This is a genomic window from Streptomyces zinciresistens K42, from assembly GCF_000225525.1.
Lineage (GTDB): Bacteria > Actinomycetota > Actinomycetes > Streptomycetales > Streptomycetaceae > Streptomyces > Streptomyces zinciresistens.
Genome location: NZ_AGBF01000033.1, coordinates 26,539 through 48,275 on the forward strand (window position 1 = coordinate 26,539; position 21,737 = coordinate 48,275).

Sequence of the window (21,737 nt, forward strand, 5' to 3'; positions counted from 1 at the left end):
TCCGCTGGTGTGACCGGGTCGACCGACGTGGTCGGGGTGGCGGGATTTGAACCCACGGCCTTCCGCTCCCAAAGCGGACGCGCTACCAAGCTGCGCCACACCCCGTGCTCGTGCGACACGTAGGGTACATGCCCGCGGTGGGTCGGGACGCCGCATTTACGAGGTGTGCGGACAGGGGTGCCGACCCGCTACGATGCCTGTGTGCCGTGGTCACCTGACCTGCGGCGCACCAGTGTGCGGGCGTAGCTCAATGGTAGAGCCCTAGTCTTCCAAACTAGCTACGCGGGTTCGATTCCCGTCGCCCGCTCCAGATGGCCCGGGGCCAGGTCAGAGAGCCGATTCTCTGCCTGGCCCCGAGTGTTTTCCGGCCGCGGGGCCAGAGCGTGCGCACGTCGACCGATCAGGTGGACCACGCCCATGCCGCCCGAGCCCGGACGGTCCTCGACGCGGTAGCCGCCGGCCTCGGCCGGGTCGGTCTCGCGCGGCGCCGTCGCGTACGTTTCCCCGTTCCGCCCGTTCGACGATCCCGAACGAGGGTATCCGTACGTCTCCGGGCCGCCCGAGGGTCCCTAGAACCGGATCGAGTTGACGGTGTCCGCTATCGAGTTGAGGAACCGCTGGATCTCGTCGGCCATGCCCGTCGAGGCCAGGAAGAAGCCGAACAGCACGGCCACGACGGCAGGACCGGCCTTCAGGGACCCGCCACGGATCAGCACCACCAAGACGATCGCCAACAGCAGCACCACTGACAGCGAAATGGCCACAACAGATCACACCCTCGGTCGGTCCGCACTCCCGGCCCGGGGACGCGACCCCGCGCACCCCGCCAGAACCATCGTGCCACCAACCGGGCCTCCGCATGCGGCGCGTGACGTTTCGTTCGCCCCCGCCGCGCGTGATCCGCGGACGCGCTCGGCGGGCACGGAGCCGTCCCGCCGTACTCGCACAGTATTTCGAGGGACCGCCCCCGCCGCCTCCCCCGCGAATTCCACGGGATGGTTTCCCTCACCACACAACCTGTTCGCAGCTATTTCGAATTCACGGCAGGTTGATCATTCGACGGGCGCCGCCTCCTGGTCATATGCGGCTCTTAGTACGGATGAATCCGGACAAGACGGATGCCCAACCCCCACTGCCAGGTACATGTTCAGCGCCTCCGCACCACGTGCGGCGCAATAACCGGTAATGACCTCGCAGGTTTTACGAAATCACACGGAGAACGCTAGGGTGCATCAGATGTTTCACGCTGCCTCGTCCCCCGCACACGCAGCGCTGTCCGGGACCTCCTCCCCCTGTTTCCTGCGGGAGGTTCTGTGACGGACTCGCTGCGACCGCAAGGCCACGACAGAGCGCCACTCCCCCCGCCACAGCAGTCGGCGGACGGAGTGCCGAGTCCGCGCTCCCCGCAGAACACGAAGACCGCAGGCGACAGACCGGCGCCCACCGGCGCCAAGCAGCGCGACGCGTTCTTCGACAACGCCAAGTACCTGGCGATCGTGCTCGTCGCCGTAGGACACGCCTGGGAGCCCGTCAAGGGCGACAGCCGGCTCCTGGAAGCGATGTACACCGTCGTGTACACCTTCCACATGCCGGCGTTCATCGTCATCTCCGGCTACTTCTCACGCAGTTTCGACGCGAACCCCACCCGGATCAAGCGCCTGATCACCGGCGTCGCCGTGCCGTACGTCATCTTCGAGGCGGCGTACCCGCTGTTCAAGCGGTGGCTGGACAACGACCCCGGGCAGGAGATCAGCCTCCTCGACCCGTGGTACCTGACCTGGTTCCTGGTGGCCCTGTTCATCTGGCGCCTGAGCACCCCCGTCTGGAAGGCGGTGCGCTGGCCGCTGCCCCTCGCGCTCGGCATCGCCATGTTCGGGTCCGTCTCCCCGCAGATCGGTGACGACCTCGACCTCCAGCGCGTGCTGCAGTTCCTGCCGTTCTTCGTGCTGGGGCTGTGTCTGAAGCCCGAGCACTTCCAGATGGTGCAGACGCGCGCGATGCGGATCGCGGCCGTGCCGGTGTTCGCCGTGGCGCTGGCCGTCGGCTGGTGGGCGGTGCCGCGCATGAACACCGCGTGGTTCTACCACCGCGACTCCGCGCAGGAGCTGGGCGCGCCCTGGTGGGCCGGCCCGATCATGACGCTGGCGCTGTTCGGCTGCTCACTGCTGCTGACGGCCTGCTTCTTCGCCCTGGTGCCGCGCCGCCGGACGTGGTTCACGGCGCTCGGCGAAGGCACCCTGTACGGCTACCTGCTGCACGGCTTCGTCGTGAAGGGGGGCGACTACCTGGGCTGGTTCGAGCCGGCCTGGCTGCACAGCGCGGGCGGCAAGATCTTCGTCTCCGTCGTCGCGGTCATCGGTGTCACCCTGCTGTGCACCAAGCCCGTCCGCAGCGTCTTCCGGTTCGCCGTCGAGCCCAGGATGGAGTGGGCGTTCCGGCGGGACGCGGCGGAGCTGGCCCGCCAGCGGGAGAAGCGCGAGGGCAGCACCGCACGGGAGAAGGTCGACGCCTGACCCCTCCCCGGCCCGTCACCCGGAGGCCGGCCCCTGCGGCCGGTCTCCGCCCAGACCGAGAAGCGCGCGCATCGTCGCGTACTTCTCGGTCAGTCGTTTCCGGGTCGGCTCGTCGAGCACCGCGAGGCGGGCCGGGTCCGCGTTGTGCGCCAGGTCCGCCTCCTTCACCAGCAGGGCGCCGGGGGTGGCGCGGACGCGTGCCGCGTACTGCCCGGCCGTCTCGCCCCCGCGCTTGGTGACGGCCAGCACGATGGCCTTGGTACGACGGCTCAACGCCGCCTCGGTGAGCCACTGTTCGGACAGGGCGTCGTCCTCCACGGCGTCGTGCAGCCAGGCCGCGGCGATCTGGTCGGCGTCACCGCCCCGGGCGCGCACGCCCTCGGCGACGGCGCTCAGGTGCTCGGCGTAGGGGCGGCCGGCCTTGTCGGTCTGGCCGGCGTGGGCGGTGCGGGCCAGGGCCTCGACCTCGGCGGGGGAGAGCGGGGTGCGGGATGTCTCGGTCACCCCTCCAGTGTCCCGCCCCGCGGGGTCAGAGGGCGGCCGCGTGGGCGGTCGGGCCCTCGCGGCAGATCAGCAGCAGCGCCCGGTCGTCGTTGACGTCCTTGGCCACCGCCTCGATGAGGTGCCAGGCCGCGCCGTGGAAGCCCGCCGCCACATAGCGGTCCGCCTCTCCGGTGAGCCGGTCGATGCCCTCCACGATGTCCCGCTCGGAGGTCTCGACCAGTCCGTCGGTGAACAGCATCAGGACGTCGCCGGGGCGCAGGGAGCCCTTCACCGGGTCGAACTGGGCGCCGTCGTACACCCCGAGAAGGGGGCCCTCGGCGGCCTTCTCCTCCCAGCGGCCGGTGCCCGCGCTGAGCTGGAGGCCCGGCGGATGGCCCGCCGAGTACAGCTCGTAGTCGCCCGAGTCCAGGTCGAGGACGAGGTGGATGGAGGTGGCGAAGCCCTCGTCCCAGTCCTGGCGCAGGAGATAGCCGTTGGCGGCGGGCAGGAACGCGTGCGGGGGCAGGCTGCCGAGCAGACCGCCGAAGGCGCCGGACAGCAGCAGGGCGCGGGAGCCCGCGTCCATGCCCTTGCCGGAGACGTCGGTCAGGACGGCCTCCAGGGTGCGGCCGCCGTTGGTGCGGGCCGCGACGACGAAGTCGCCGGAGAAGGACTGCCCGCCCGCCGGGCGCAGGGCCATCTCGCGGTGCCAGCCGTGCGGCAGGTGGGGCAGCTCGCTCTGTACGCGGATGCGCTCGCGCAGGTCGAAGAGCATCGTGCCGCCGCGGCGCCAGGGCACGCCGACGCGGCTGCGGAACTGCGCGATGAGCAGACCGAACGAGCCGCACGCCGCCACGACCAGGACCACGCCGGGGGTGACGCGGGACGGGCCCTCCGTGTAGGGGCCGAGCCGGATCGACTCGACGATCAGCGCGGTGGCCGCCGCCGCGTACAGCCCGAGCAGGCTCGCCGGGCGCAGCAGCAGGCCGCCCGCGACGATCGGCAGCACCAGCGCGGCCGGTGAGATCCAGACCGGGTTGGCCATGGTCGCGGCGCAGATCAGCGGCACGGTCAGCAGGAGTCCGGCCAGCGCGACCCAGTCCGAGCCGTCGCCGCGGAAGTAGTCCACGGCGCTTCTGCGCAGGCCGACGCGGGCCCGGTGCCACTGCATTCTCCACCGGGCCGCGAACGTCTCGGCGGCCGTGCGCCGCTCTCGTCCTGCTGCCATTAGTTCGGGACCCTATCCATCGGACCAGCTGCTTGGCACGGGAGGTCCCACTTGTCCCCCGTCCGAGACTCAACTTCACAGTGAACTTCACGAGAAGGCGCCGCGTCGCCGTCAACGCGAAATTCCCTCGCTCGTCCCGCATCGCCCTGGTAGGCATGATTCATGGCGAATCAGGGTGCACACCATGACGGCTTGGAGCTACGGACGCTGCGGCGCGACGAATGGGACATCTGGTACGACACCCTGGTCCGTGCCTTCGGCGGGGTGCCGGAGGCGGCCGAGGAGCGCGAGCTGTGGAATTCTCTCATCTCTTACGACCGTTCGCTCGGTACTTGGGACGGTGACGCGTGCGTGGGCACGACCGGCACGTTCCCCTTCCGGCTCACGGTGCCGGGCGGGGCGTCGGTGCCGGCGGCGGGCGTCACGATGGTGAGCGTGGCGGCGACGCACCGCAGGCGCGGTGTGCTGACGTCGATGATGCGCCGGCAGCTGGACGACGTGCGGGACCGGGGGTGGCCGCTGGCGGTGCTGACCGCCTCCGAGCCGGCGATCTACGGGCGGTTCGGCTACGGCGTCGGCACCTACCAGGTCAGCGCCGAGATCGACACCTCACGGGTCACGCTGTCGGTGCCGCCCGGCACCGATGACGTACGGCTGCGCTACGCCGTGGCTGCCGACGTCCTGGACGTGTGCGAGGCGGTGTACGCGCGCAGGGTGGCCGCCCGGCCGGGGATGGTCGCCCGGCTGCCCGGGTGGGAGCGGGTCGGGGTGCTGGACCCGGAGAGCGAGCGGGAGGGGGCCTCGCCGTTGCAGTGCGTGCTGGCGGAGCGCGGCGGCGAGGTCGTCGGGTGGGCCCGCTTCAGGGTCAAGCCCGAGTGGGACGCAGGGGGGCCGCGGGGCGCGGTGCATCTGCGGGACCTCCAGGCGCTGGACCCGGCCGCCGAAGCCGCCTTGTGGCGGCTGCTGTTCGGGATCGACCTGACGTCGACGGTGCGGGTGTGGTCGCGGCCGGTGGACGAGGCGTGGCAGCACCAGGTGTCGGACCTGCGGCGGTGCGCGGTGCGGGTGAAGGACTCCCTGCATGTGCGGCTGGTGGACGTCGGGGCCGCGCTGGAGGCGCGCACGTACCAGACGCCCGTGGACGTGGTGTTCGAGGTCGAGGACGCCTTCTGCCCCTGGAACAGCGGGCGTTGGCGGCTCAGCGGCGACTCCAAGGGCGCGTCGTGCGCGCGTACCCGCGATCAGGCCGATCTCGCCCTGTCCGTACGGGAGTTGGGTGCGGCCTATCTCGGCGGGGTGAACCTGGTGGCGCTGGGCGCGGCCGGGCGGGTGCGGGAGGCGCGCACGGGGGCGCTGGCGGAGGCGTCGGTGGGCTTCGCGTCCGCGGTGGCGCCCTGGCTGCCGCACGGCTTCTGAGACGGTGCCCGGGGGCGCCGCGGGCGTCGAAACCCCCCGCGCCTCACGGGCGTTGGCAGTTCGGGCACCAGAAGAGGTTGCGGGCGGCGAGGTCCGCGGTGCGGATCGCGCCGCCGCAGACGTGGCAGGGCAGGTTCGCCCGGCGGTAGACGTACACCTCGCCGCCGTGGTCGTCGACGCGGGGCGGGCGGCCCATCGCCTCCGGGGTGTGCTCGGGGCGGACCGTGTCGATGCGGTTGTTGCGGACGCCCTCGCGCATGAGGGCGACGAGGTCCTGCCAGAGGGCGTCCCACTGGGCCGGGGTGATGTCCCGGCCCGCGCGGTAGGGGTCGATGCCGTGCCGGAAGAGGACCTCGGCGCGGTAGACGTTGCCGACGCCTGCGATGACCTTCTGGTCCATCAGCAGGGCGGCGACGGTGGTCCGGCTGCGGGAGACGCGGTGGTACGCCCGGTCCGGGTCGGCGTCCTCGCGCAGCGGGTCCGGGCCCAGGCGGTCGTGTATCGCCTGCTTCTCGGCGCCGGTGATCAGGGCGCAGGCGGCCGGGCCGCGCAGATCGACGTACGCGGTGCGGTGCGCGAGGCGCAGGCGGACGGTGTCCGCGGGCGGCGGCGCGGGGGCGGCGCCGAAGCCGACCTTGCCGAACAGGCCGAGGTGGATGTGGACCCAGTCGGTGGCGTGGAAGCCGCGGAATCCGAGGAAGAGGTGCTTTCCGTGGGCCTCGGTGCGGGTGAGCGCGGCGCGGTCGAGGAGGGCGGCGGCGTCGGAGAACTTGCCCTGGGGGCTGGTGACGCGGGGAGCCGTGCCGAGGAACGCGGCGGCGTAGTCCTGGGCCAGCCGGTGGATGGTGTGCCCCTCAGGCACGGTGGCTCCTTCTTCGTCCTCGGGCTCGGTCCCGGGCATGACCCGGGCGCCGGACGGGCGGCGTCCGCCGGCCGGCGCCTCGGGTGCTCTCGCGGCTCGCCCGGGGGCTACTGCTGCGGGTGGTGGGGCGGGATCGGGGGGAGGTCGCCCGTGGTCTCGTAGGCGGCCAGCATGTCGATCCGGCGGACGTGGCGCTCCTCGCCCGAGAAGGGCGTGCCCAGGAAGATCTCGACGAACTTCGTCGCCTCCTCCGCGGTGTGCATGCGCGCGCCCACCGCGACGACGTTGGCGTCGTTGTGCTGGCGGCCCAGGGCGGCCGTCTCCTCGCTCCAGGCGAGTGCCGCGCGTACGCCCTCGACCTTGTTCGCGGCGATCTGCTCGCCGTTGCCGGAGCCGCCGATCACGATGCCGAGGGTGCCGGCGTCGGCGGCCGTGCGCTCAGCGGCGCGCAGGCAGAAGGGCGGGTAGTCGTCCTGGGCGTCGTAGACGTGGGGACCGCAGTCGACCGGGTCGTGACCGGCCGCCGTGAGCCACTCGACGAGGTGGTTCTTGAGTTCGTAGCCCGCATGGTCCGAGCCGAGATACACGCGCATGCCACGAGTGTGACACGGCCGACCGGGGGCGGCAGCGTCGGGTGCCGATCACCCCGAGAGGAGTCCGGACAAGGGAAGCCCATGGAAATCTCAAGTCATGATCCCGATTCAAGGGTTCCGGAATCATTTCTCCTCGGATTCACCGGCCCGGCTCGTACGTCCCCCCACGCTCCGCCCGTACGAGGACCGCTCCCCACGACTCCCCCACGACTCCCCACCGCCCGCGAGGGTGACAAGGGGAGGAGGAGCGCGGCGGCGGACGGGACCGGCGCGCACGCGCGTGCCTCCCCTTCCGCCGTCGCGGGCGGCGCGATCCGGACGGCCGCGGGGCCGTCCGGGGACGCGGAAGGGGCTCACCGGCCGGTGAGCCCCTTGCCGTCCCGGGCGCGGCGTCAGCGGTTGATGAGCTTCCAGGCGGCGGGCAGCACGCCCATCGCCAGGGCCGCCTTCAGGGCGTCGCCGATCAGGAACGGGGTGAGGCCGGCCGCGATCGCGGCGCCCGCCGACATGCCGGTGGCCAGGGCCAGGTAGGGGACGCCGACGGCGTAGACGACCGCCTCGCCGAGCAGCATCGCGCCCGCCGTGCGCAGCGCGGTGCGGTCGGCGCCGCGCCGTGCGAGGGCGCCGACGACGGTGGCGGCGAGGATCATGCCGAGGACGTAGCCGAAGGAGGGGGCCGCGGCGCCGGAGGTGCCCTGCGCGAACCACGGCACGCCCGCGATGCCCACGAGCGCGTACAGCGCCAGGGAGAGGAAGCCGCGGCCGGCGCCCAGGGCCGTGCCGACGAGCAGCATCGCGAGGGTCTGGCCGGTCACCGCCACCGGGGAGCCGGGCACGGGAACGGCTATCTGGGCCGCGAGGCCGGTGAACGCGGCGCCGCCGGCGACGAGGGCGAGGTCACGCACCCGGGAGGCGGGCAGCAGGTCGGCGAGGACCTGCCCGGTGCGGACGGGGGCGGCGGCAGCGGTGCTCATGGGGACTCCGCGAGGTGAGGGCGGTACGGGACGGTGTGACGCTATCCCAGGGTGTTCGCCTCCCTCGCCGTCAGTGGTCGACAAAGGGCTGAGCGCGCGGTTGGTGGGCTTCGCACAAAGGACGGCCCGGACACCGGGGTGCGGGTGATACCGGTCACTGAGGCAGGGACGTCCGGCTCACAGAGCGGCCTCGGGGGCGACTGTGGGGTTCCACCAATCGTGTTGCCCGCGCGCGACCGGGGCCGGACCGGTGCCGGCGTGGTCCTGCGGTCCTGCTCGCGCACGGGCCGGTGGCGCGCAGCACCCTCGCCCGGCTGGCCGGGCCGTCGCCGGCCCCGGTGGCGGGGTTCTGCGCGCGGGGGCCGTTCCCCGTGCGGGCGCGTCAGGGCTTGCGGCCCAGGCCGCCGTGCTGGCCGATCGGCCGCGGGGCCTCCCCGCCCGGCTCGGGGCGCCAGAGCGGGACGGACACCACGCCGGGCTCCACCATCTCCAGGCCCTCGAAGAACGCCTCGATCATGCCGACCGGGCGCAGGAAGTACGGGACGGCACCGGTCTCGTTGTAGCCGTCCTGGGCGTTCTCGTAGTCCGGGTCGGTGCCCCGCGAGCCGTCGTTGACGCACAGGTAGCTGCCGGAGGGCAGCCCGGCCAGCAGGCCGCGGACCAGTTCGCGGGCGCGGTCGTAGTCGGCGACATGGCCGAGGATGCCGCTGAGGATCAGGGCCGTGGGCCGGGAGAGGTCGAGGGTGCGCGAGGCCGCCTCGAGGATCTTCTCCGGCTCGTACAGGCTCAGGTCCTCGTACGCGGTGACGCCCTCGGGCGTCGAGGTGAGCAGGGCGCGCGCGTGCGCGAGGACCAGCGGGTCGTTGTCGACGTAGACGATCTTCGCCTCGGGTGCGAGGCGCTGGGCCACCTCGTGGGTGTTGTCGACGGTGGGCAGCCCCGTGCCGACGTCGAGGAACTGGCGTACGCCCGCCTCCGTGACCAGGTGGCGGATGCTGCGTCCCAGGAACGCGCGGCTGCTGCGCGCGATCGTGACGATGCCGGGGAAGACGGCGGTGTACGCGTCGCCTGCCTCCTCGTCAACGGGGTAGTTGTCCTTGCCGCCGAGCCAGTAGTTCCAGATCCTGGCCGAGTGGGGTACCGAGGTGTCGATCTCCGTCATGTGCCCATCGTGCTACGGCAGGTCGGGGTCGCACGGCACATTGAGGGAGAGAAGTGCCGCGGATCCGTCCGATCTCACGAGGAGTTCGCTGATCGCCGCGTTGCGCAACCGGGGGAACACGCTGCGGTACCGGCCGGGCGGGATCGACAGCAGTGTGCACAGCACGAGCCGCAGCAGGGTGTTGTGCGCGACGACCAGGACGCGCCCGTCCGGATGCGCGGCGGCGATGCGCCGCAGGGCGGCGGCACCGCGTCCGGCCGCGGCGGCGGGGTCCTCCGCGCCGGGGAAGGGATGGGCGGCCGGGTCGTCGCGGAACGCCCGTGCCGCGGCCGGGTCCTCGGCGGCGAACTCCGCGAGCGTACGGCCCTCCACCACCCCGAAGTCGCACTCGCGCAGGCCGGGTTCGCGCCGCGCGGTGAGCCCGAGGGCCCGGCAGGCGGGTGCGGCGGTGGCGACCGCCCGGGACAGCGGCGAGGTCCACACCGCGTCGACGGGCCGGGCGCGGACCCAGCGGCCGAGGGCCTCGGCCTGGGCGCGCCCGGTGTCGGTGAGGGGCACGTCGCTGATCCCGGCGTAGCGGTTCTCGGCGTGCCAGACGGTCTGCCCGTGGCGGGCCAGCAGCAGGGTCGCGGCAGGGGTGCTCATGACCGTGCAGTATCCCCGTCGAGGCGGGTGTGCGCGTGCGCCGCGACCGGGGGCGGGAGCCAGCCGCGCGCGCAGAGTTCGTCCACGAGCCGGGCGTAGGGCTCGGCGAAGCGGGCGGTGCGGCCGGGGCGCGGCTCGACGCGCGCGCCGATGCGGACCATCCCCTCGGCGGCCTCGGCGAGTCCGGGTGCCGCGCCCGCCCCGTACGCCGCCAACGCGGCCATGCCGAGGGCCGGTTCGGTCTGCTCGGGGATCTGCGCGGGGCGGCCCAGGATGTCGGCGCGCAACTGGTTCCAGTACCGGCTGCGGGCCGCGCCGCCGGTGAAGGCGAGGGTGCCGTCGAGGGGGGCGCCGAGGTGGTGGAGATAGTCCAGGCAGAGCCGTTCGGTGAAGGCGACGCCCTGGAGGAGCGCGGCCCACAGGTCGGCGTCGGACGCGGGTTCGCCGAGCATGAGGGCGGCGGCGTCCGGGGCGCGGAAGGGGAAGCGCTCACCGGGTGAGACGAGGGGGTAGATGACCGCGCCGGCCGGCTCGTGGGCGGCGGCGAGGGCGTCCATGGCCGCCGGGTCGGCGCCCGCGAACGCCGCGGTCAGCACGCCGGCGCCCACGCTGGAGGCGCCGCCGGGCAGCCAGTCGCCGTCCGGGGCGCGGTGGTTGTAGACGACGCCTGCGGGGTCGCGGACCGGGGCCGGGGAGACGCCCTTGAGGACCAGGGTGGTGCCGAGCACCGAGTTCCAGGAGCCGGGGCGCAGCGCCGCGGAGGCGATCTGGGCCGCGCAGCCGTCGGTCATCCCGGCGACGACGGCGGTGCCGGCGGGGATGCCGGTGGCCTCGGCGGCGGTCGCGGACACCGCGCCGAGCCGGGTGCCGGGCCGTACGACGTCGGGGAGTGCCGCCTCGGGCAGTCCGAGCCGGGGCAGCATCCGGGGCCAGGCGTCGCGCCCCAGGTCGTAGCCGGTCTTCAGGGCGTGGCTGGAGTCGGCGGCGGGCACCTCGCCGGTGAGCAGGGCGACGACCAGGTCGGGCTGGTGGGTGACGCGGCCGGGGCCGTAGGTCTCGGTGAGCCAGATCGCCTTCGGCAGCGCCCAGGTGTCCTGGACGGCGAGGCCCGCCATCCGCGCCCGCGCCGCCTGGGCGGTCGCGCGCCCGTCGTCGTACATCAGCGCCGGGGTGGCCGGACGGCCCGCGCCGTCCGTCAGCAGCACGGTCCCGGACGTCCCGCACACCGCGAGGGCGCCGATCCGCGTCCTCGGCCGGCCGGCCAGCGCGGCGCGGGAGGCCGTGCACAGCCCGTCCCACCAGGCGGCCGGGTCCTGCTCGTGCCGGGTGCCGTCGCGCCGCCCGGCCAGGGGCGCCGAGCCGCCGCCGAGGACGGTGCCGTCGCCGGTGACCAGCAGGGCCCGGACGCTCTGGGTGCCCAGGTCGATGCCCAGCCAGGACTCGTGTTCGTCGGCCATCCGGACCTCCCGCACATCTGGATCCGTTAACTTCTCACTCTGCACCGATATTTTCCCGTGTGCGAGGGATTGACGCCCAACATCCGCCGTTCCACTCTCTGTTGACGAGTCGACTCGCCGTGTTGCCCGAGCACACCCGGATGGCCGAACCCCACGTGGAGGTCACGGATGCACACGCACCCGCACGACCGCCGCGGCTTCCTCGCCCTGACCGCCGCTGCCGCGGCCCCGCGCCTCGCGGGCTGGGGCACCGGATGCGGCGGCAGCGAGGGCATCCCCTTCCTGCGGTTCTTCGTCCACAGCCTCGTGGTGTCGCCGGGCGCGGTGGCGGCCGCGCTCGTCTCCGTGGTCCCGCCGCTCCTGCCGGCCCTGACGATCCGGCGCCCTCTGGTGCGGGGCCTGTCCTTCGGGGCGGTGAAGTCGTGATCCGGCTGCGGGGCGTGCGGGTGTTCCGCTCCCCCGGCGGGGCGGTGGGGCTGCCGCTGCACACGGCGGCCGCCCCCGGCACGGGGGTGCTCCTCGGGCCGCGGCCCCGCGATCCCGCCCCGGGCGCTGGCCCCGGGCACGGGCTCGCCGGCACCGTCTCCGTCACCGGGGTGCTCGGCCGGTCGGTGGAGGCCACCGTCCGGCTCGGCGGGCCGCACGTGTCGCCCGCCGTCCCGCGCGGCGAGGCTGCCGGTCTTCGCGGCGACGATCCGGTACGACTGTCCGTCCGGCCTGAGAACCTGCTGCTGTTCGAGGCCGACCGGCCGGAGCGTCCAGGACGAAGGATCGCGCAGTGAACCACGCACAGCAGGGCCCCGCCGCCCGCCGGGCCGCCATGGCCGAGCGCGTCCTCGCCGACGGTACGGCGACGGCCGCCGGCCTCGCCGAGCGGTTCGGCGTCAGCCTCATGACCGTCCACCGCGACCTCGACGAACTCGAACGGCAGGGCATCGTGCGGAAGTTCAGGGGCGGGGTGACCGCCCAGCCGTCCGGGGTGTTCGAGTCGAACGTGCAGTACCGGCTGAAGACGATGCGCGCGGAGAAGGCCGCGGTCGCCGAGCGCGCCCTGAAGCTCGTCGAGCCCGGCATGGCGATCATGCTGGACGACTCGACCTCCACCCTGGAGATGGCCCGCGCGCTGCGCCTGGGCGAGGTGACCCCGCTGACGGTGGTCACCAACTTCCTGGAGGCCATCAACCTCCTGTCCGACCAGCGCGGCATCCACCTCCTGGCCCTCGGCGGGGACTACGACCCGCTGCACTCCTCCTTCCTCGGGGTGTCGTGCGTGGAGGCGGTCGGGCAGGTGCGGGTGGACGTCTGCTTCACGTCGACGTCGGCCGTGCGCGGCGGCTACGCCTACCACCAGGAGCAGCACATCGTGTCGGTGAAGCGGGCCATGCTCGACGCCGCGGCCCGCAACGTCCTGCTGGTCGACCACACCAAGCTGGCCCGGGTCGCCCTGCACCGGGTGGTGCCGCTCTCGCGCTACGACCTGCTCCTCGTGGACGACGGGGCGTCGCCGCAGGCACTGCGGGACCTGGACGAGCACCAGGTCGCCTACGAGGTGTGCCCCCGGGCCCGCGACACCGAAGTGATCCGCCGCACCCCTGCCGGGGCGCCGTCCGCGACGAAGGGCGGCGATGACCGAGCCGGAGCCGTGTGACCGCTGGTCGTGCTCACCGGCCCAGAGGTCCGCCTCGACCACGGCGACCTGGTCCAGGCGGCATCCGACCCCGCCCTCACCCATGTCTTCGACGCAGAGACGGGAGACCCCCTGCGATGACCCACGGCACCCGGGTACGCGTGCTGGCCGCCGGCGACCACTTCGTCCTCCCCTCCCTCATCGCACGGGCCCTGGCCGCCGAGGCCGACTGCGACGTGGGGGAACTGACGCTGGGCTGGCCGCTGGAGCCGTTCGGCGAGGTCGGCGAGGTGACGGAGGCCAGCGACGCCGAGGACGAGCTGATCGGGGCGCTCTGCGGGGCGCGGGTGCTGGTCACGCAGATGGGTCCGGTGACCGAGCGCGTCCTCGCCGCCTGCCCCGGTCTGCGGCTGGTCGTGGTGTGCCGGGGCGGCCCGGTCAACGTCAACCTGGACGCGGCGAAGCGGCACGGCGTAAGGGTCTGCTACGCCCCCGGCCGCAACGCCGCCGCCACAGCCGAGTTCACCGTCGGCATGCTGCTGGCCGCGCTGCGCCGCATCCCCCAGGCCCACGGCCTGCTGGCCTCCCGGGGCAGCTGGGACGGGTCGACGTACTACACCTACGAGCACAGCGGCATGGAGCTGGAGGACCTGCCCGTGGGCCTCGTCGGCTACGGCGCCGTGGGCAGCCGGGTCGCGCGCGTGCTGTGCGCCTTCGGCGCCCGGGTGATGGTCCACGACCCCTACGCCCGGGGCGAGATCCACGGGCTGCGCCTGGACTCCCTGGCCGAACTCCTGCGCCGCTCGCGGGTGGTCACCCTGCATGCCCGGCTCACCGCCGAGACCCGCGGCATGATCGGCGCGCCGGAGCTGGCCCTGCTGCCCCGGGGCGCGGCCGTGGTGAACGTGGCCCGCGGGCCGCTCCTGGACGAGGACGCGCTGTGCGACGCCCTGGAGAGCGGCCGGCTCTCCGCGGCGGCCCTGGACACCTACGCGCGCGAGCCGCTGCCCGCGGACTCGCGGCTGCGCGCCCTCGCCGACCGCGTCGTGCTCACCCCGCACCTGGGCGGGGCCTCCCGCGCGGTGGCCGAGAAGGCGGCCGCGATCGCGGCGGCCGAGGTGGGCCGCTGGCTGCGCGGGGAGCCGCTGGCGCACTGCCTGACGTGACGGGCACTGCCTGACGTGACGGGCACGGCCTGGTGACTGGTACGACCTTGCACGACCTTGCACGACCCCGCACGACCTTGCACGAGGGGACCGGAATCAAGGAGGCCGGCATGTACGTCGGGATCGACGTGGGCACGTCGACGGTGAAGGCCGCCGCCTTCGACGCCGCCGGGGGTGAACTGGCCGTCGCCGCCCGCCCGGTGGGGCTCGCCCTGCGCGGCGGGTCCGTCGAGCAGGACATGGAGGAGGTCTACGGGGCCGTCGTCGCCGTGCTCGGCGAGGTGACCGCGCGGGCCCCCGGCCCGGTGGAGCTCGCCGGGCTCACCGGCCAGGGCGACGGGGTGTGGCTCGTGGACGCGCAGGGCCGCCCGGTGCGCCCGGCCGCCTCCTGGATGGACGGGCGGGCGCACGCGCTGGTCGACCGCTGGCTGGCGGACGGCACCGTCGAGACGGTGTTCCGGCGCACGGGCGGTGCGATGTTCCCGGGCAGCCCGGGGCCCCTGCTGGCCTGGCTTGACGCGCACGAGCCGGCGTCGCTGAACGCCGCGGCGGCGGCCCTGTACTGCAAGGACATGGTCTTCCACCGGCTGACCGGGGCGGGGCCCGTCACGGATGTGTCGGACGCGTCGATGCCGTTCCTCGACCCGCGCACCCGTACGTACGACAACCGGGTCGTGGAGCTGCTGGGCCTGGCCCACCGGCGCCGGCTGCTCGCCCCCGTCGGCGATCCCGTCGCCACCGCGCCCGCGCTCGGCGAGGGGCTGCCCGCCGGGACCCGGGTCACGAACGGGCCGTACGACCTGCCGGCCTGCGCGCTGGGTGCCGGGGTGACCGCGCCCGGGGACGGCCTGCTCATCGTCGGCACCTGCCTGGCCAGTCTGGTCGCCACCACCGCACTCGGCCTGGGCGGAGAGCCGGCCGGGCTGTACATCAGCACCGACCGGCCCGGCCACTGGCTGCGCGCGATGCCCGCGATGGTCGGCACGGCGGCACTGGACTGGGTGCTGTCCACGACGGGCGTACGGCACGAGGAGGTCGACGCGCTGCTCGCCGAGACACCGCCGGGGGCGCACGGGGTGCGGGTGCTGCCGTACTTCGCGCCGTCCGGTGAGCGCGCGCCCTTCGTCGAACCCCGGCTGCGCGCCGAACTGACCGGGGTGTCCCTGGAGTCCACCAAGGCCGACCTGGTGCGCGCCACCTGCGAGGGCATCGGCTTCGCGGCCCGGCACTGCCTGGAGGCGGCGGGGCTGACCGGGACGCTGGCCGTGTGCGGCGGCGGTACCCGCAGCCCGGCCTGGATGCGGCTGCTCGCCGACGTCCTGGGCCGGCCGCTGCGGGTCGTCGAGGGCGAGGTGGGCGCGCGGGGCGCGGTGCTCGCGGCGGCGGGGCGGCACGGCGTGGCGCTGGACACCGAGGCGTGGACGCGGCCGACGGCCGTCGTGGAGCCGGACGCGGGACGGGCCGCGTTCTACGCGCCGGCGTACGCGGACCACCTCGCGCGGCTGGCCGCGGCACGCGACCGGGCCCGTGCCTGACCGGGCCGCGGCGCCCCGGACTCCCCCGAAGGAAAGGGAACCGCATGTCCGTGAGACGTCGTTCGCTGCTGCTCGCCGCCGCCGCGTCCCCGGCCGTCGCCGCCGTGCCCGCCGGGAGCGCGGCCGCCCGGGACCGGCCGCGCGGCCCGGTCGTCATCGGCCACCGCGGCGCGGCCGGCTGGCGTCCCGAGCACACGGCCGCCTCGTACACCTACGCGGTGCAGACGGGCGCCGACTGGATCGAACCGGACCTGGTGCCGACGAAGGACCATGTGCTGGTGGTCCGGCACGAGAACGAGATCTCGCAGACGACGGACGTGGCCGCGCGCGCCGAGTTCGCGGGCCGGCGCACCGTGAAGACGGTGGACGGGCGGGCGGTGACCGGCTGGTTCACGGAGGACTTCACCCTGGCGGAGCTGAAGACGCTGCGGGCGGTGGAGCGGCTGCCCCTGGTCCGCGACCGCAACACCGTGCACGACGGGCGCGAGGAGGTGCTCACCTTCCAGGAGGTGGTCGACCTGGCGCGCCGGCTGTCCCGGGAGCACGGGCGGACGGTCACCGTCTTCCCCGAGACCAAGCATCCGACGTACTTCCGCGCCCTGGGGCTGCCGCTGGAGCCGAGGCTCGCGCAGGCCGTGCGCCGCAACCGGCTCGGGCCCGGCGAGTGCGTCGTGCAGTCCTTCGAGCCGACGAGCCTGCAGCGGATCGCGGCCGAGGGGCTGGGGCTGGCGCTGTGGCAGGCGCTGGGCACCACGGGCGGGCCTTACGACCTGGCCGCGGCCGGGGATCGGACGACGTACCGGGACATGATGACGCCGGCGGGGCTCGCGCGGATCGCCGCGTACGCGCGGTGGATCGGGCCGGACAAGTCCTCGCTCGGCGGCACGAGCCTGCTCGCGGACGCGCACGCGGCGGGGCTGCGGGTGGGCCCGTACACCTTCCGCGCGGAGAACCGGTTCCTCCCGGCCGGCCTGCGCCGGGGAACCGGTCCGAACGATTTCGGGGACGCGTTCGCGGAGTACGCGCTGTACTACGGGATGGGGGTCGACGCGGTGGTGACCGACTTCCCCGACCTGGCGGTGACGGCGAGGAGGGGCTGATGAGGACCCGCACCCCGCGTTGCCCGAAGTGCCGCACCGTGGAGACCTTCCGGCTCCTCGGCAGGCAGGAGGGGGCCGCGGTGCGGGAGGAGGAGGGGCCCGGGGCCTGTCCGGACGACCCGCGGCGGTGCACCGGGAAGGGGTGCCGGACGTACTACCCGCGGTTCCACGAGGCCGGCCACGGCCTCCTCCCCGAGAGGTCCGGTGAGGAGAAGGCCGCCGCCGGGGAGTGAGCCCGCGCGCTACAGGTTGCTGAAGTCCGGGCCCTTGGTGCGGGTGCGCTTGATCTCGTAGAAGCCCGGCACCGAGGCCACGGCGAGGGTGCCGTCCCACAGGCGGGCGGCCTCCTCGCCGCGGGGGGCGGGGGTGACGACGGGGCCGAAGAAGGCGATCTGCTCACCGTCGGCGCCGGGGACGGCGATCACCGGGGTGCCGACCTCCTGGCCGACCTTGTCGATGCCCTCCTTGTGGGAGGCGCGCAGCTGGGGCTCGTAGGGGGTGTCGTCCCAGTGCTCCAGCAGCGAGTCGGGCAGGCCGACCTCCTTCACCGCGGCGGCGACGGCCTCCCTGGTCGGGCCCTCGCCCTGGTTGTGGATGCGGGTGCCGAGCGCCGTGTAGAGGTCGCCGAGCACCTCGGCGCCGTGCTCCTCCTGAGCGGCGATGACGACCCGGACGGGGCCCCACGCCCTGGTGGCGAGCATCTCCCGGTAGTCCTCGGGGAGGTCGTCGAGCTTGTCCTCGTTGAGCACGGCGAGGCTCATCACATGCCAGCGGACCTCGATGTCCCGGACCTTCTCCACCTCCAGGACCCAGCGCGAGGTCATCCAGGCCCAGGGGCACAGCGGGTCGAACCAGAAGTCGACCGGGGTCTTGTCCGACATGTCTCTCCTCAGGGGGAACCGTTTCCCACGGCAACGCTCCTGGTCGGCCCGCTCATTCCCGGCTGACCCGCGTCAGGTGCGCATGGCAGGATCGGTGCTGTTCCACCCCAGCCACGACACAAGGGAGTGCCACCCGTGCCCGGTGAGAATCTGTCCCGCGACGAGGCCCGGGAGCGGGCCGCCCTGCTGGCCGTCGACGGGTACGAGGTGTCCCTCGACGTGCGGTCCGCCCTCGGCGAGGGGGACGGCGGGCCGCGCACGTTCCGGTCCGTCACCACGATCCGCTTCCGCTGCGCCGAGCCCGGCGCCACGAGTTTCGCGGACCTGATCGCGCCGAGCGTGACGGCGCTCTCCCTCAACGGCAAGGACCTCGACCCGAGCGAGGTCTTCGACGGCTCGCGGATCACGCTGGAGGACCTCGCCGCCGACAACGAGCTGGTCGTGGACGCCCGGTGCGCCTACTCCCGCACCGGTGAGGGCCTGCACCGCTTCGTCGACCCCGAGGACGGCGAGGTCTACCTCTACACCCAGTACGAGCCGGCCGACTCCCGCCGCGTCTTCGCCAACTTCGAGCAGCCGGACCTCAAGGCACCCTTCCGCTTCGAGGTGCGCGCGCCCGAGGGGTGGACGGTCTGGAGCAACGGGGCGGGTGAACTGGCGGACGGCACCTGGCGGTTCGCGGAGACCAAGCCCATCTCGACGTACATCACCTGTGTCGTGGCGGGCCCGTACCACCATGTGACGGACTCCTACGAGCGCACCTTCGCGGACGGCACCCGGCTGGAGATCCCGCTCGGCGCGATGTGCCGCAAGGGCCTCGCGCCCCACTTCGACGCCGACGACGTCTTCCTGGTCACCAAGCAGGGCCTGGACTTCTTCCACGACCACTTCGACTACCCGTACCCCTTCGGCAAGTACGACCAGGCGTTCGTGCCCGAGTACAACCTGGGCGCGATGGAGAACCCGGGTCTGGTGACCTTCCGCGAGGAGTACATCTTCCGCGGCAAGGTGACCCGGGCGTCCTACGAGGCGCGGGCCAACGTGGTGCTGCACGAGATGGCGCACATGTGGTTCGGCGACCTGGTCACCATGGTGTGGTGGGACGACCTGTGGCTGAAGGAGTCGTTCGCGGACTTCATGGGCACCTTCGCGAACGTCGGCGCGACCCGCTTCAAGGACGCCTGGATCACCTTCGCCAACCGCCGCAAGGCATGGGCGTACCGGGCCGACCAGCTGCCGTCCACGCACCCGGTCACGGCCGACATCCGCGATCTGGAGGACGCCAAGCTCAACTTCGACGGCATCACGTACGCCAAGGGCGCCTCGGTGCTCAAGCAGCTCGTGGCCTACGCCGGCGAGGAGGCGTTCCTGGAGGGCGCCCGGCGCTACTTCAAGCGGCACGCCTACGGCAACACCCGGCTCGGCGATCTGCTGTCCGCGCTGGAGGAGACCAGCGGCCGGGACATGAGCGCCTGGGCGCGCTCCTGGCTCCAGACGGCGGGCGTGAACGCGCTGACGCCGCAGGTGCTGCTGGACGGCGAGGGCCGGGTGGCGGAGCTGGCGGTGGTGCAGGAGGCGGCCGAGTCGCACCCGGAGCTGCGCCCGCACCGGGTGGCGGTGGGGCTGTACCGGCGCGCGGAGGGCGTCCTCGAACGGTACGCGCGCGCCGAGGTGGACGTGGCCGGGCCGCGGACGGTGGTGGCGGAGCTGGCCGGGTCCGGGGCACCGGACCTGGTGCTGGTCAACGACGACGACCTGACGTACTGCAAGACCCGTTTCGACGAGACGTCGCTGACGGCGCTGCGTGCCGCGCTCGGCGACATGAGCGACCCGCTGGCGCGGGCCCTGTGCTGGTCGGCGCTGTGGAACATGACGCGCGACGCGCTGCTGCCGGCGCGCGAGTTCATCGGTCTGGTGCTGCGGTTCGCGCACCGGGAGTCCGACATCGGCGTCCTGCAGATGCTGCACGCGTGGGCGGACGCGGCGCTGACGCACTACGCGGCGCCGCGGTGGCGGCCGGAGGGCACCCGGCTGCTGGCCGAGGGGGCCGCGGACCGGCTCCGGGCCGCCGAGCCCGGCAGCGAGCACCAGCTGGCGTGGGCGCGGTTCCTCGCGCGGGTGGCGGACGAGCCGGGCCTCGCCCTGCTGGCGGGGCTGCTCGACGGCTCGCGGAGCGTGGCGGGCCTGGAGGTCGACCAGGAGCTGCGCTGGGCGTTCCTGGAGCCGCTGGCCGCGCACGGCCTGGCCGACGAGTCGGCGCTGTCGGCCGAACTGGCCCGCGACGACACGGCGTCCGGCAAGCGCCATCAGGTGCGCTGTCTGGCCGCGCGGCCCTCGGCGGCGGTGAAGGCCCAGGCGTGGGCCCAGGTGGTGGAGTCGGACGCGCTGTCCAACGCCCTGGTGGAGGCGACGATCGCGGGCTTCACGCAGCCGTCCCAGCGGGAGCTGCTCGCGCCGTACGCCGAGAGGTACTGGGCCGCCATCGAGAAGGTGTGGGCCGGGCGGTCCATCCAGATCGGCATGGACGTGGTGCGGGGCCTGTTCCCGGGGCTCCAGCAGTCGCCGGCCACGCTGGACGCGGCGGACGGCTGGCTCGCGGCGCACCAGGACGCGGCTCCGGCGCTGCGGCGGCTGGTGCTGGAGGCGCGGGACGATCTGGCGCGGGCGCTGCGGGGCCAGGCGTGTGACGGCGCGGCGTCAACCGACTAATACCTTTGGCCAACGATCACGGCGGTCCGTGACCGTTACGGAATTCAGGCAAGAGGAGCCGTAACCCCTGGTCCCACCCGAACGGACCAGGGGTTTTCCGTGCCTACTCGGCACCCGAACACCCGTCCTTTAGTGCGGTGTTGTCCGCATTTGTCGACGGACGTGTAACAGCGGTTCAAGGGCCGACCGGACGCGGGAACCTCCGGGTCATGAACCACAACACCCCGCTCTCCCCCCTCTCCCCCCGCCCCCTGCGCCACCTCTCCGAGGTCCACCGCCGTGTCATGACGGCCGCTCAGCTCAAGGCCCACGGCGTCTCCCCCGCCGAGACCGCCGAGCAGTGCAGGCCGGGCGGCCCCTGGCAGCAGTTCCTGCCCGGCGTGTTCCTGCTCCACCCCGGCCCGCCCACCAGCGAGGAGCGGCTGCACGCGGTGCTGACGTACGCGGCCCGGGAGCGGATGCCCGCCGTACCCGCCCAGCCCTGCGCGGGCGGACCGCACCCCGCCCCCGCCTACACCGACGCGGTGCTCACCGGCCTCGCGGCGCTGACCCTGCACGGCTTCACCGCCACCCCGCCGCTCACCGCGCTGGAGACCCTCGACGTCCTGGTCCCGCGGATGCGCCGGCTGCGCTCCACGGGCAGCGCCCGCGTCCTGCGCACCGCCGCACTCCCCACCCCGCAGGAGGTGACCGGACTGCCGGTGGCCCCGGTGCCGCGCGCCCTGGCCGACGCGGTCGCCGAGCTCACGGACGCCGGCGCCGTCCGCCGGCTGCTGACCGAGGCCGTGCGCGGCGGCCACTGCGAACCCGCGGCGGTGGTACGGGAACTGACGCAGGCGAAGCTGCTGAGCAGGCCGCACGTCGTGGACGCGGTGGACTCCCTGCTCGCGGAGGGCCGGGCGATCGCCGAGGACCGGCTCCACGCGATGGTCCGGGAGCACGGCCTGCCCGACCCGGTCTGGAACGTGGACCTGCGGCTGCCCGGCGGCCCGCACCTCGGCGGCCTCGACGCCTACTGGCCCGAGCACTCCGTCGCGGTGGAGCTGGACACCCGCGCGCCCCGCCCGGGGCACCGGCAGGACGAGGACGAGTCCTGGTCGGAGTACGCCCGCAAGCGCGAGACGCTGGAACGCCTCGGCATCACCGTCGTGCACCTCACCCCCAGGAAGCTGCGGGACGCGGCCGAGCAGCAGGCCGCGGTGGTCCGCACGGCGCTGATGGCGGCGGTGGACCGCGACCCGGCCGCGTACGTCGTGGTGCTGCCGCGGTAGTGCCGGACAGACCGCCGGGACACCGGGAGGGGGGAGGGGGCCGCCGCCCGTCACATGCGCCCCTCCCCGCGCCGCGCGTCGGCACAGGCCCGGAGCGCGGGTACGGGGGCGGCGG

Annotated in this window: 21 protein-coding genes and 2 tRNA genes; 12 read left to right on the forward strand and 11 right to left on the reverse strand. The window is 73.8% G+C overall.

Annotation, left to right across the window (positions count from 1 at the left end; translation table 11 throughout):
• Positions 1 to 28 precede the first annotated feature (28 nt).
• A tRNA-Pro gene (locus SZN_RS13275) sits at positions 29 to 105 on the reverse strand.
• A gap of 131 nt (positions 106 to 236) precedes the next feature.
• Here SZN_RS13275 and SZN_RS13280 point away from each other — a divergent pair.
• Positions 237 to 310, forward strand: a tRNA-Gly gene (locus SZN_RS13280).
• 259 nt (positions 311 to 569) lie between these two features.
• Here the strand turns inward: SZN_RS13280 and SZN_RS13285 are convergent.
• The gene (locus SZN_RS13285; protein WP_043730393.1) at positions 570 to 764 is read right to left on the reverse strand and encodes a hypothetical protein; all 195 of its coding nucleotides are present in this window, start codon (positions 762 to 764) and stop codon (positions 570 to 572) included.
• 549 nt (positions 765 to 1,313) lie between these two features.
• On the opposite strand from SZN_RS13285, the gene SZN_RS13290 reads away from it, so the two are divergent.
• Positions 1,314 to 2,513, forward strand: coding sequence for an acyltransferase family protein (locus SZN_RS13290; protein ID WP_043730395.1), 1,200 nt, complete (start codon positions 1,314 to 1,316; stop codon positions 2,511 to 2,513).
• Positions 2,514 to 2,528: 15 nt separating this feature from the next.
• Here SZN_RS13290 and SZN_RS13295 read toward each other — a convergent pair whose 3' ends face one another.
• Both SZN_RS13295 and SZN_RS13300 read right to left on the reverse strand, forming a co-directional pair.
• Positions 2,529 to 3,017 (reverse strand): HD domain-containing protein, encoded by a 489-nt coding sequence (locus tag SZN_RS13295; protein WP_007495154.1) that lies wholly within the window; start codon positions 3,015 to 3,017, stop codon positions 2,529 to 2,531.
• 25 nt (positions 3,018 to 3,042) lie between these two features.
• The gene (locus SZN_RS13300; RefSeq protein WP_043730398.1) at positions 3,043 to 4,224 is read right to left on the reverse strand and encodes a PP2C family protein-serine/threonine phosphatase; all 1,182 of its coding nucleotides are present in this window, start codon (positions 4,222 to 4,224) and stop codon (positions 3,043 to 3,045) included.
• 162 nt (positions 4,225 to 4,386) lie between these two features.
• Here SZN_RS13300 and SZN_RS13305 point away from each other — a divergent pair, with 162 nt between their 5' ends.
• Positions 4,387 to 5,640 (forward strand): GNAT family N-acetyltransferase, encoded by a 1,254-nt coding sequence (locus SZN_RS13305; RefSeq protein ID WP_043730399.1) that lies wholly within the window; start codon positions 4,387 to 4,389, stop codon positions 5,638 to 5,640.
• 43 nt (positions 5,641 to 5,683) lie between these two features.
• Here the strand turns inward: SZN_RS13305 and SZN_RS13310 are convergent, their stop codons facing one another.
• From SZN_RS13310 to SZN_RS13335, 6 genes are all read right to left on the reverse strand, one after another.
• The gene (locus SZN_RS13310; RefSeq protein WP_007495160.1) at positions 5,684 to 6,502 is read right to left on the reverse strand and encodes an Fpg/Nei family DNA glycosylase; all 819 of its coding nucleotides are present in this window, start codon (positions 6,500 to 6,502) and stop codon (positions 5,684 to 5,686) included.
• Positions 6,503 to 6,609: 107 nt separating this feature from the next.
• A complete protein-coding gene (locus SZN_RS13315; RefSeq protein ID WP_007495162.1) occupies positions 6,610 to 7,095 on the reverse strand; it encodes a ribose-5-phosphate isomerase in 486 nt (161 codons plus the stop codon).
• 392 nt (positions 7,096 to 7,487) lie between these two features.
• Positions 7,488 to 8,069, reverse strand: coding sequence for a biotin transporter BioY (locus SZN_RS13320; protein WP_007495164.1), 582 nt, complete (start codon positions 8,067 to 8,069; stop codon positions 7,488 to 7,490).
• A gap of 382 nt (positions 8,070 to 8,451) precedes the next feature.
• Positions 8,452 to 9,231: an SAM-dependent methyltransferase gene (locus SZN_RS13325; protein WP_007495165.1), complete on the reverse strand. Its 780-nt coding sequence runs from the start codon at positions 9,229 to 9,231 to the stop codon at positions 8,452 to 8,454.
• A gap of 12 nt (positions 9,232 to 9,243) precedes the next feature.
• Positions 9,244 to 9,876: a histidine phosphatase family protein gene (locus tag SZN_RS13330; RefSeq protein WP_007495167.1), complete on the reverse strand. Its 633-nt coding sequence runs from the start codon at positions 9,874 to 9,876 to the stop codon at positions 9,244 to 9,246.
• Complete coding sequence (locus SZN_RS13335; protein ID WP_007495169.1) at positions 9,873 to 11,333, reverse strand: FGGY-family carbohydrate kinase; 1,461 nt, start codon at positions 11,331 to 11,333, stop codon at positions 9,873 to 9,875. Before SZN_RS13335 ends, SZN_RS13330 begins: the two co-directional genes overlap by 4 nt.
• Before the next feature lie 168 nt (positions 11,334 to 11,501).
• Here SZN_RS13335 and SZN_RS42515 point away from each other — a divergent pair, with 168 nt between their 5' ends.
• The 7 genes from SZN_RS42515 to SZN_RS13370 all read left to right on the forward strand — a co-directional run bounded on the left by SZN_RS42515 (position 11,502) and on the right by SZN_RS13370 (position 16,994).
• Positions 11,502 to 11,759, forward strand: a complete 258-nt coding sequence (locus SZN_RS42515; protein ID WP_007495171.1) for a hypothetical protein — start codon at positions 11,502 to 11,504, stop codon at positions 11,757 to 11,759.
• Positions 11,756 to 12,115 carry a TOBE domain-containing protein gene (locus SZN_RS13345; RefSeq protein ID WP_007495173.1) on the forward strand — a complete coding sequence of 120 codons (360 nt, stop codon included), beginning with the start codon at positions 11,756 to 11,758 and terminating at the stop codon, positions 12,113 to 12,115. The genes SZN_RS42515 and SZN_RS13345 overlap by 4 nt, the downstream gene beginning before the upstream one ends.
• A gap of 38 nt (positions 12,116 to 12,153) precedes the next feature.
• Positions 12,154 to 12,981 (forward strand): DeoR/GlpR family DNA-binding transcription regulator, encoded by an 828-nt coding sequence (locus SZN_RS13350; protein ID WP_244313346.1) that lies wholly within the window; start codon positions 12,154 to 12,156, stop codon positions 12,979 to 12,981.
• Positions 12,982 to 13,097: 116 nt separating this feature from the next.
• Complete coding sequence (locus SZN_RS13355; RefSeq protein WP_007495177.1) at positions 13,098 to 14,126, forward strand: 2-hydroxyacid dehydrogenase; 1,029 nt, start codon at positions 13,098 to 13,100, stop codon at positions 14,124 to 14,126.
• Between the two features lie 110 nt (positions 14,127 to 14,236).
• Positions 14,237 to 15,661, forward strand: a complete 1,425-nt coding sequence (locus SZN_RS13360) for an FGGY-family carbohydrate kinase (protein ID WP_007495179.1) — start codon at positions 14,237 to 14,239, stop codon at positions 15,659 to 15,661.
• Positions 15,662 to 15,705: 44 nt separating this feature from the next.
• Complete coding sequence (locus SZN_RS13365) at positions 15,706 to 16,761, forward strand: glycerophosphodiester phosphodiesterase family protein (protein ID WP_007495182.1); 1,056 nt, start codon at positions 15,706 to 15,708, stop codon at positions 16,759 to 16,761.
• Positions 16,761 to 16,994 carry a hypothetical protein gene (locus SZN_RS13370; RefSeq protein ID WP_007495184.1) on the forward strand — a complete coding sequence of 78 codons (234 nt, stop codon included), beginning with the start codon at positions 16,761 to 16,763 and terminating at the stop codon, positions 16,992 to 16,994. The genes SZN_RS13365 and SZN_RS13370 overlap by 1 nt, the downstream gene beginning before the upstream one ends.
• Positions 16,995 to 17,003: 9 nt before the next feature.
• Here the strand turns inward: SZN_RS13370 and SZN_RS13375 are convergent, their stop codons facing one another.
• Complete coding sequence (locus SZN_RS13375) at positions 17,004 to 17,642, reverse strand: mycothiol-dependent nitroreductase Rv2466c family protein (RefSeq protein WP_007495186.1); 639 nt, start codon at positions 17,640 to 17,642, stop codon at positions 17,004 to 17,006.
• 135 nt (positions 17,643 to 17,777) lie between these two features.
• Between SZN_RS13375 and pepN the strand changes: the two genes are divergently transcribed.
• Both pepN and SZN_RS13385 read left to right on the forward strand, forming a co-directional pair.
• A complete protein-coding gene (gene pepN / locus SZN_RS13380) occupies positions 17,778 to 20,351 on the forward strand; it encodes an aminopeptidase N (protein ID WP_007495188.1) in 2,574 nt (857 codons plus the stop codon).
• Between the two features lie 209 nt (positions 20,352 to 20,560).
• Positions 20,561 to 21,622: a hypothetical protein gene (locus SZN_RS13385; protein WP_007495190.1), complete on the forward strand. Its 1,062-nt coding sequence runs from the start codon at positions 20,561 to 20,563 to the stop codon at positions 21,620 to 21,622.
• The last annotated feature ends 115 nt before the right edge of the window (positions 21,623 to 21,737 follow it).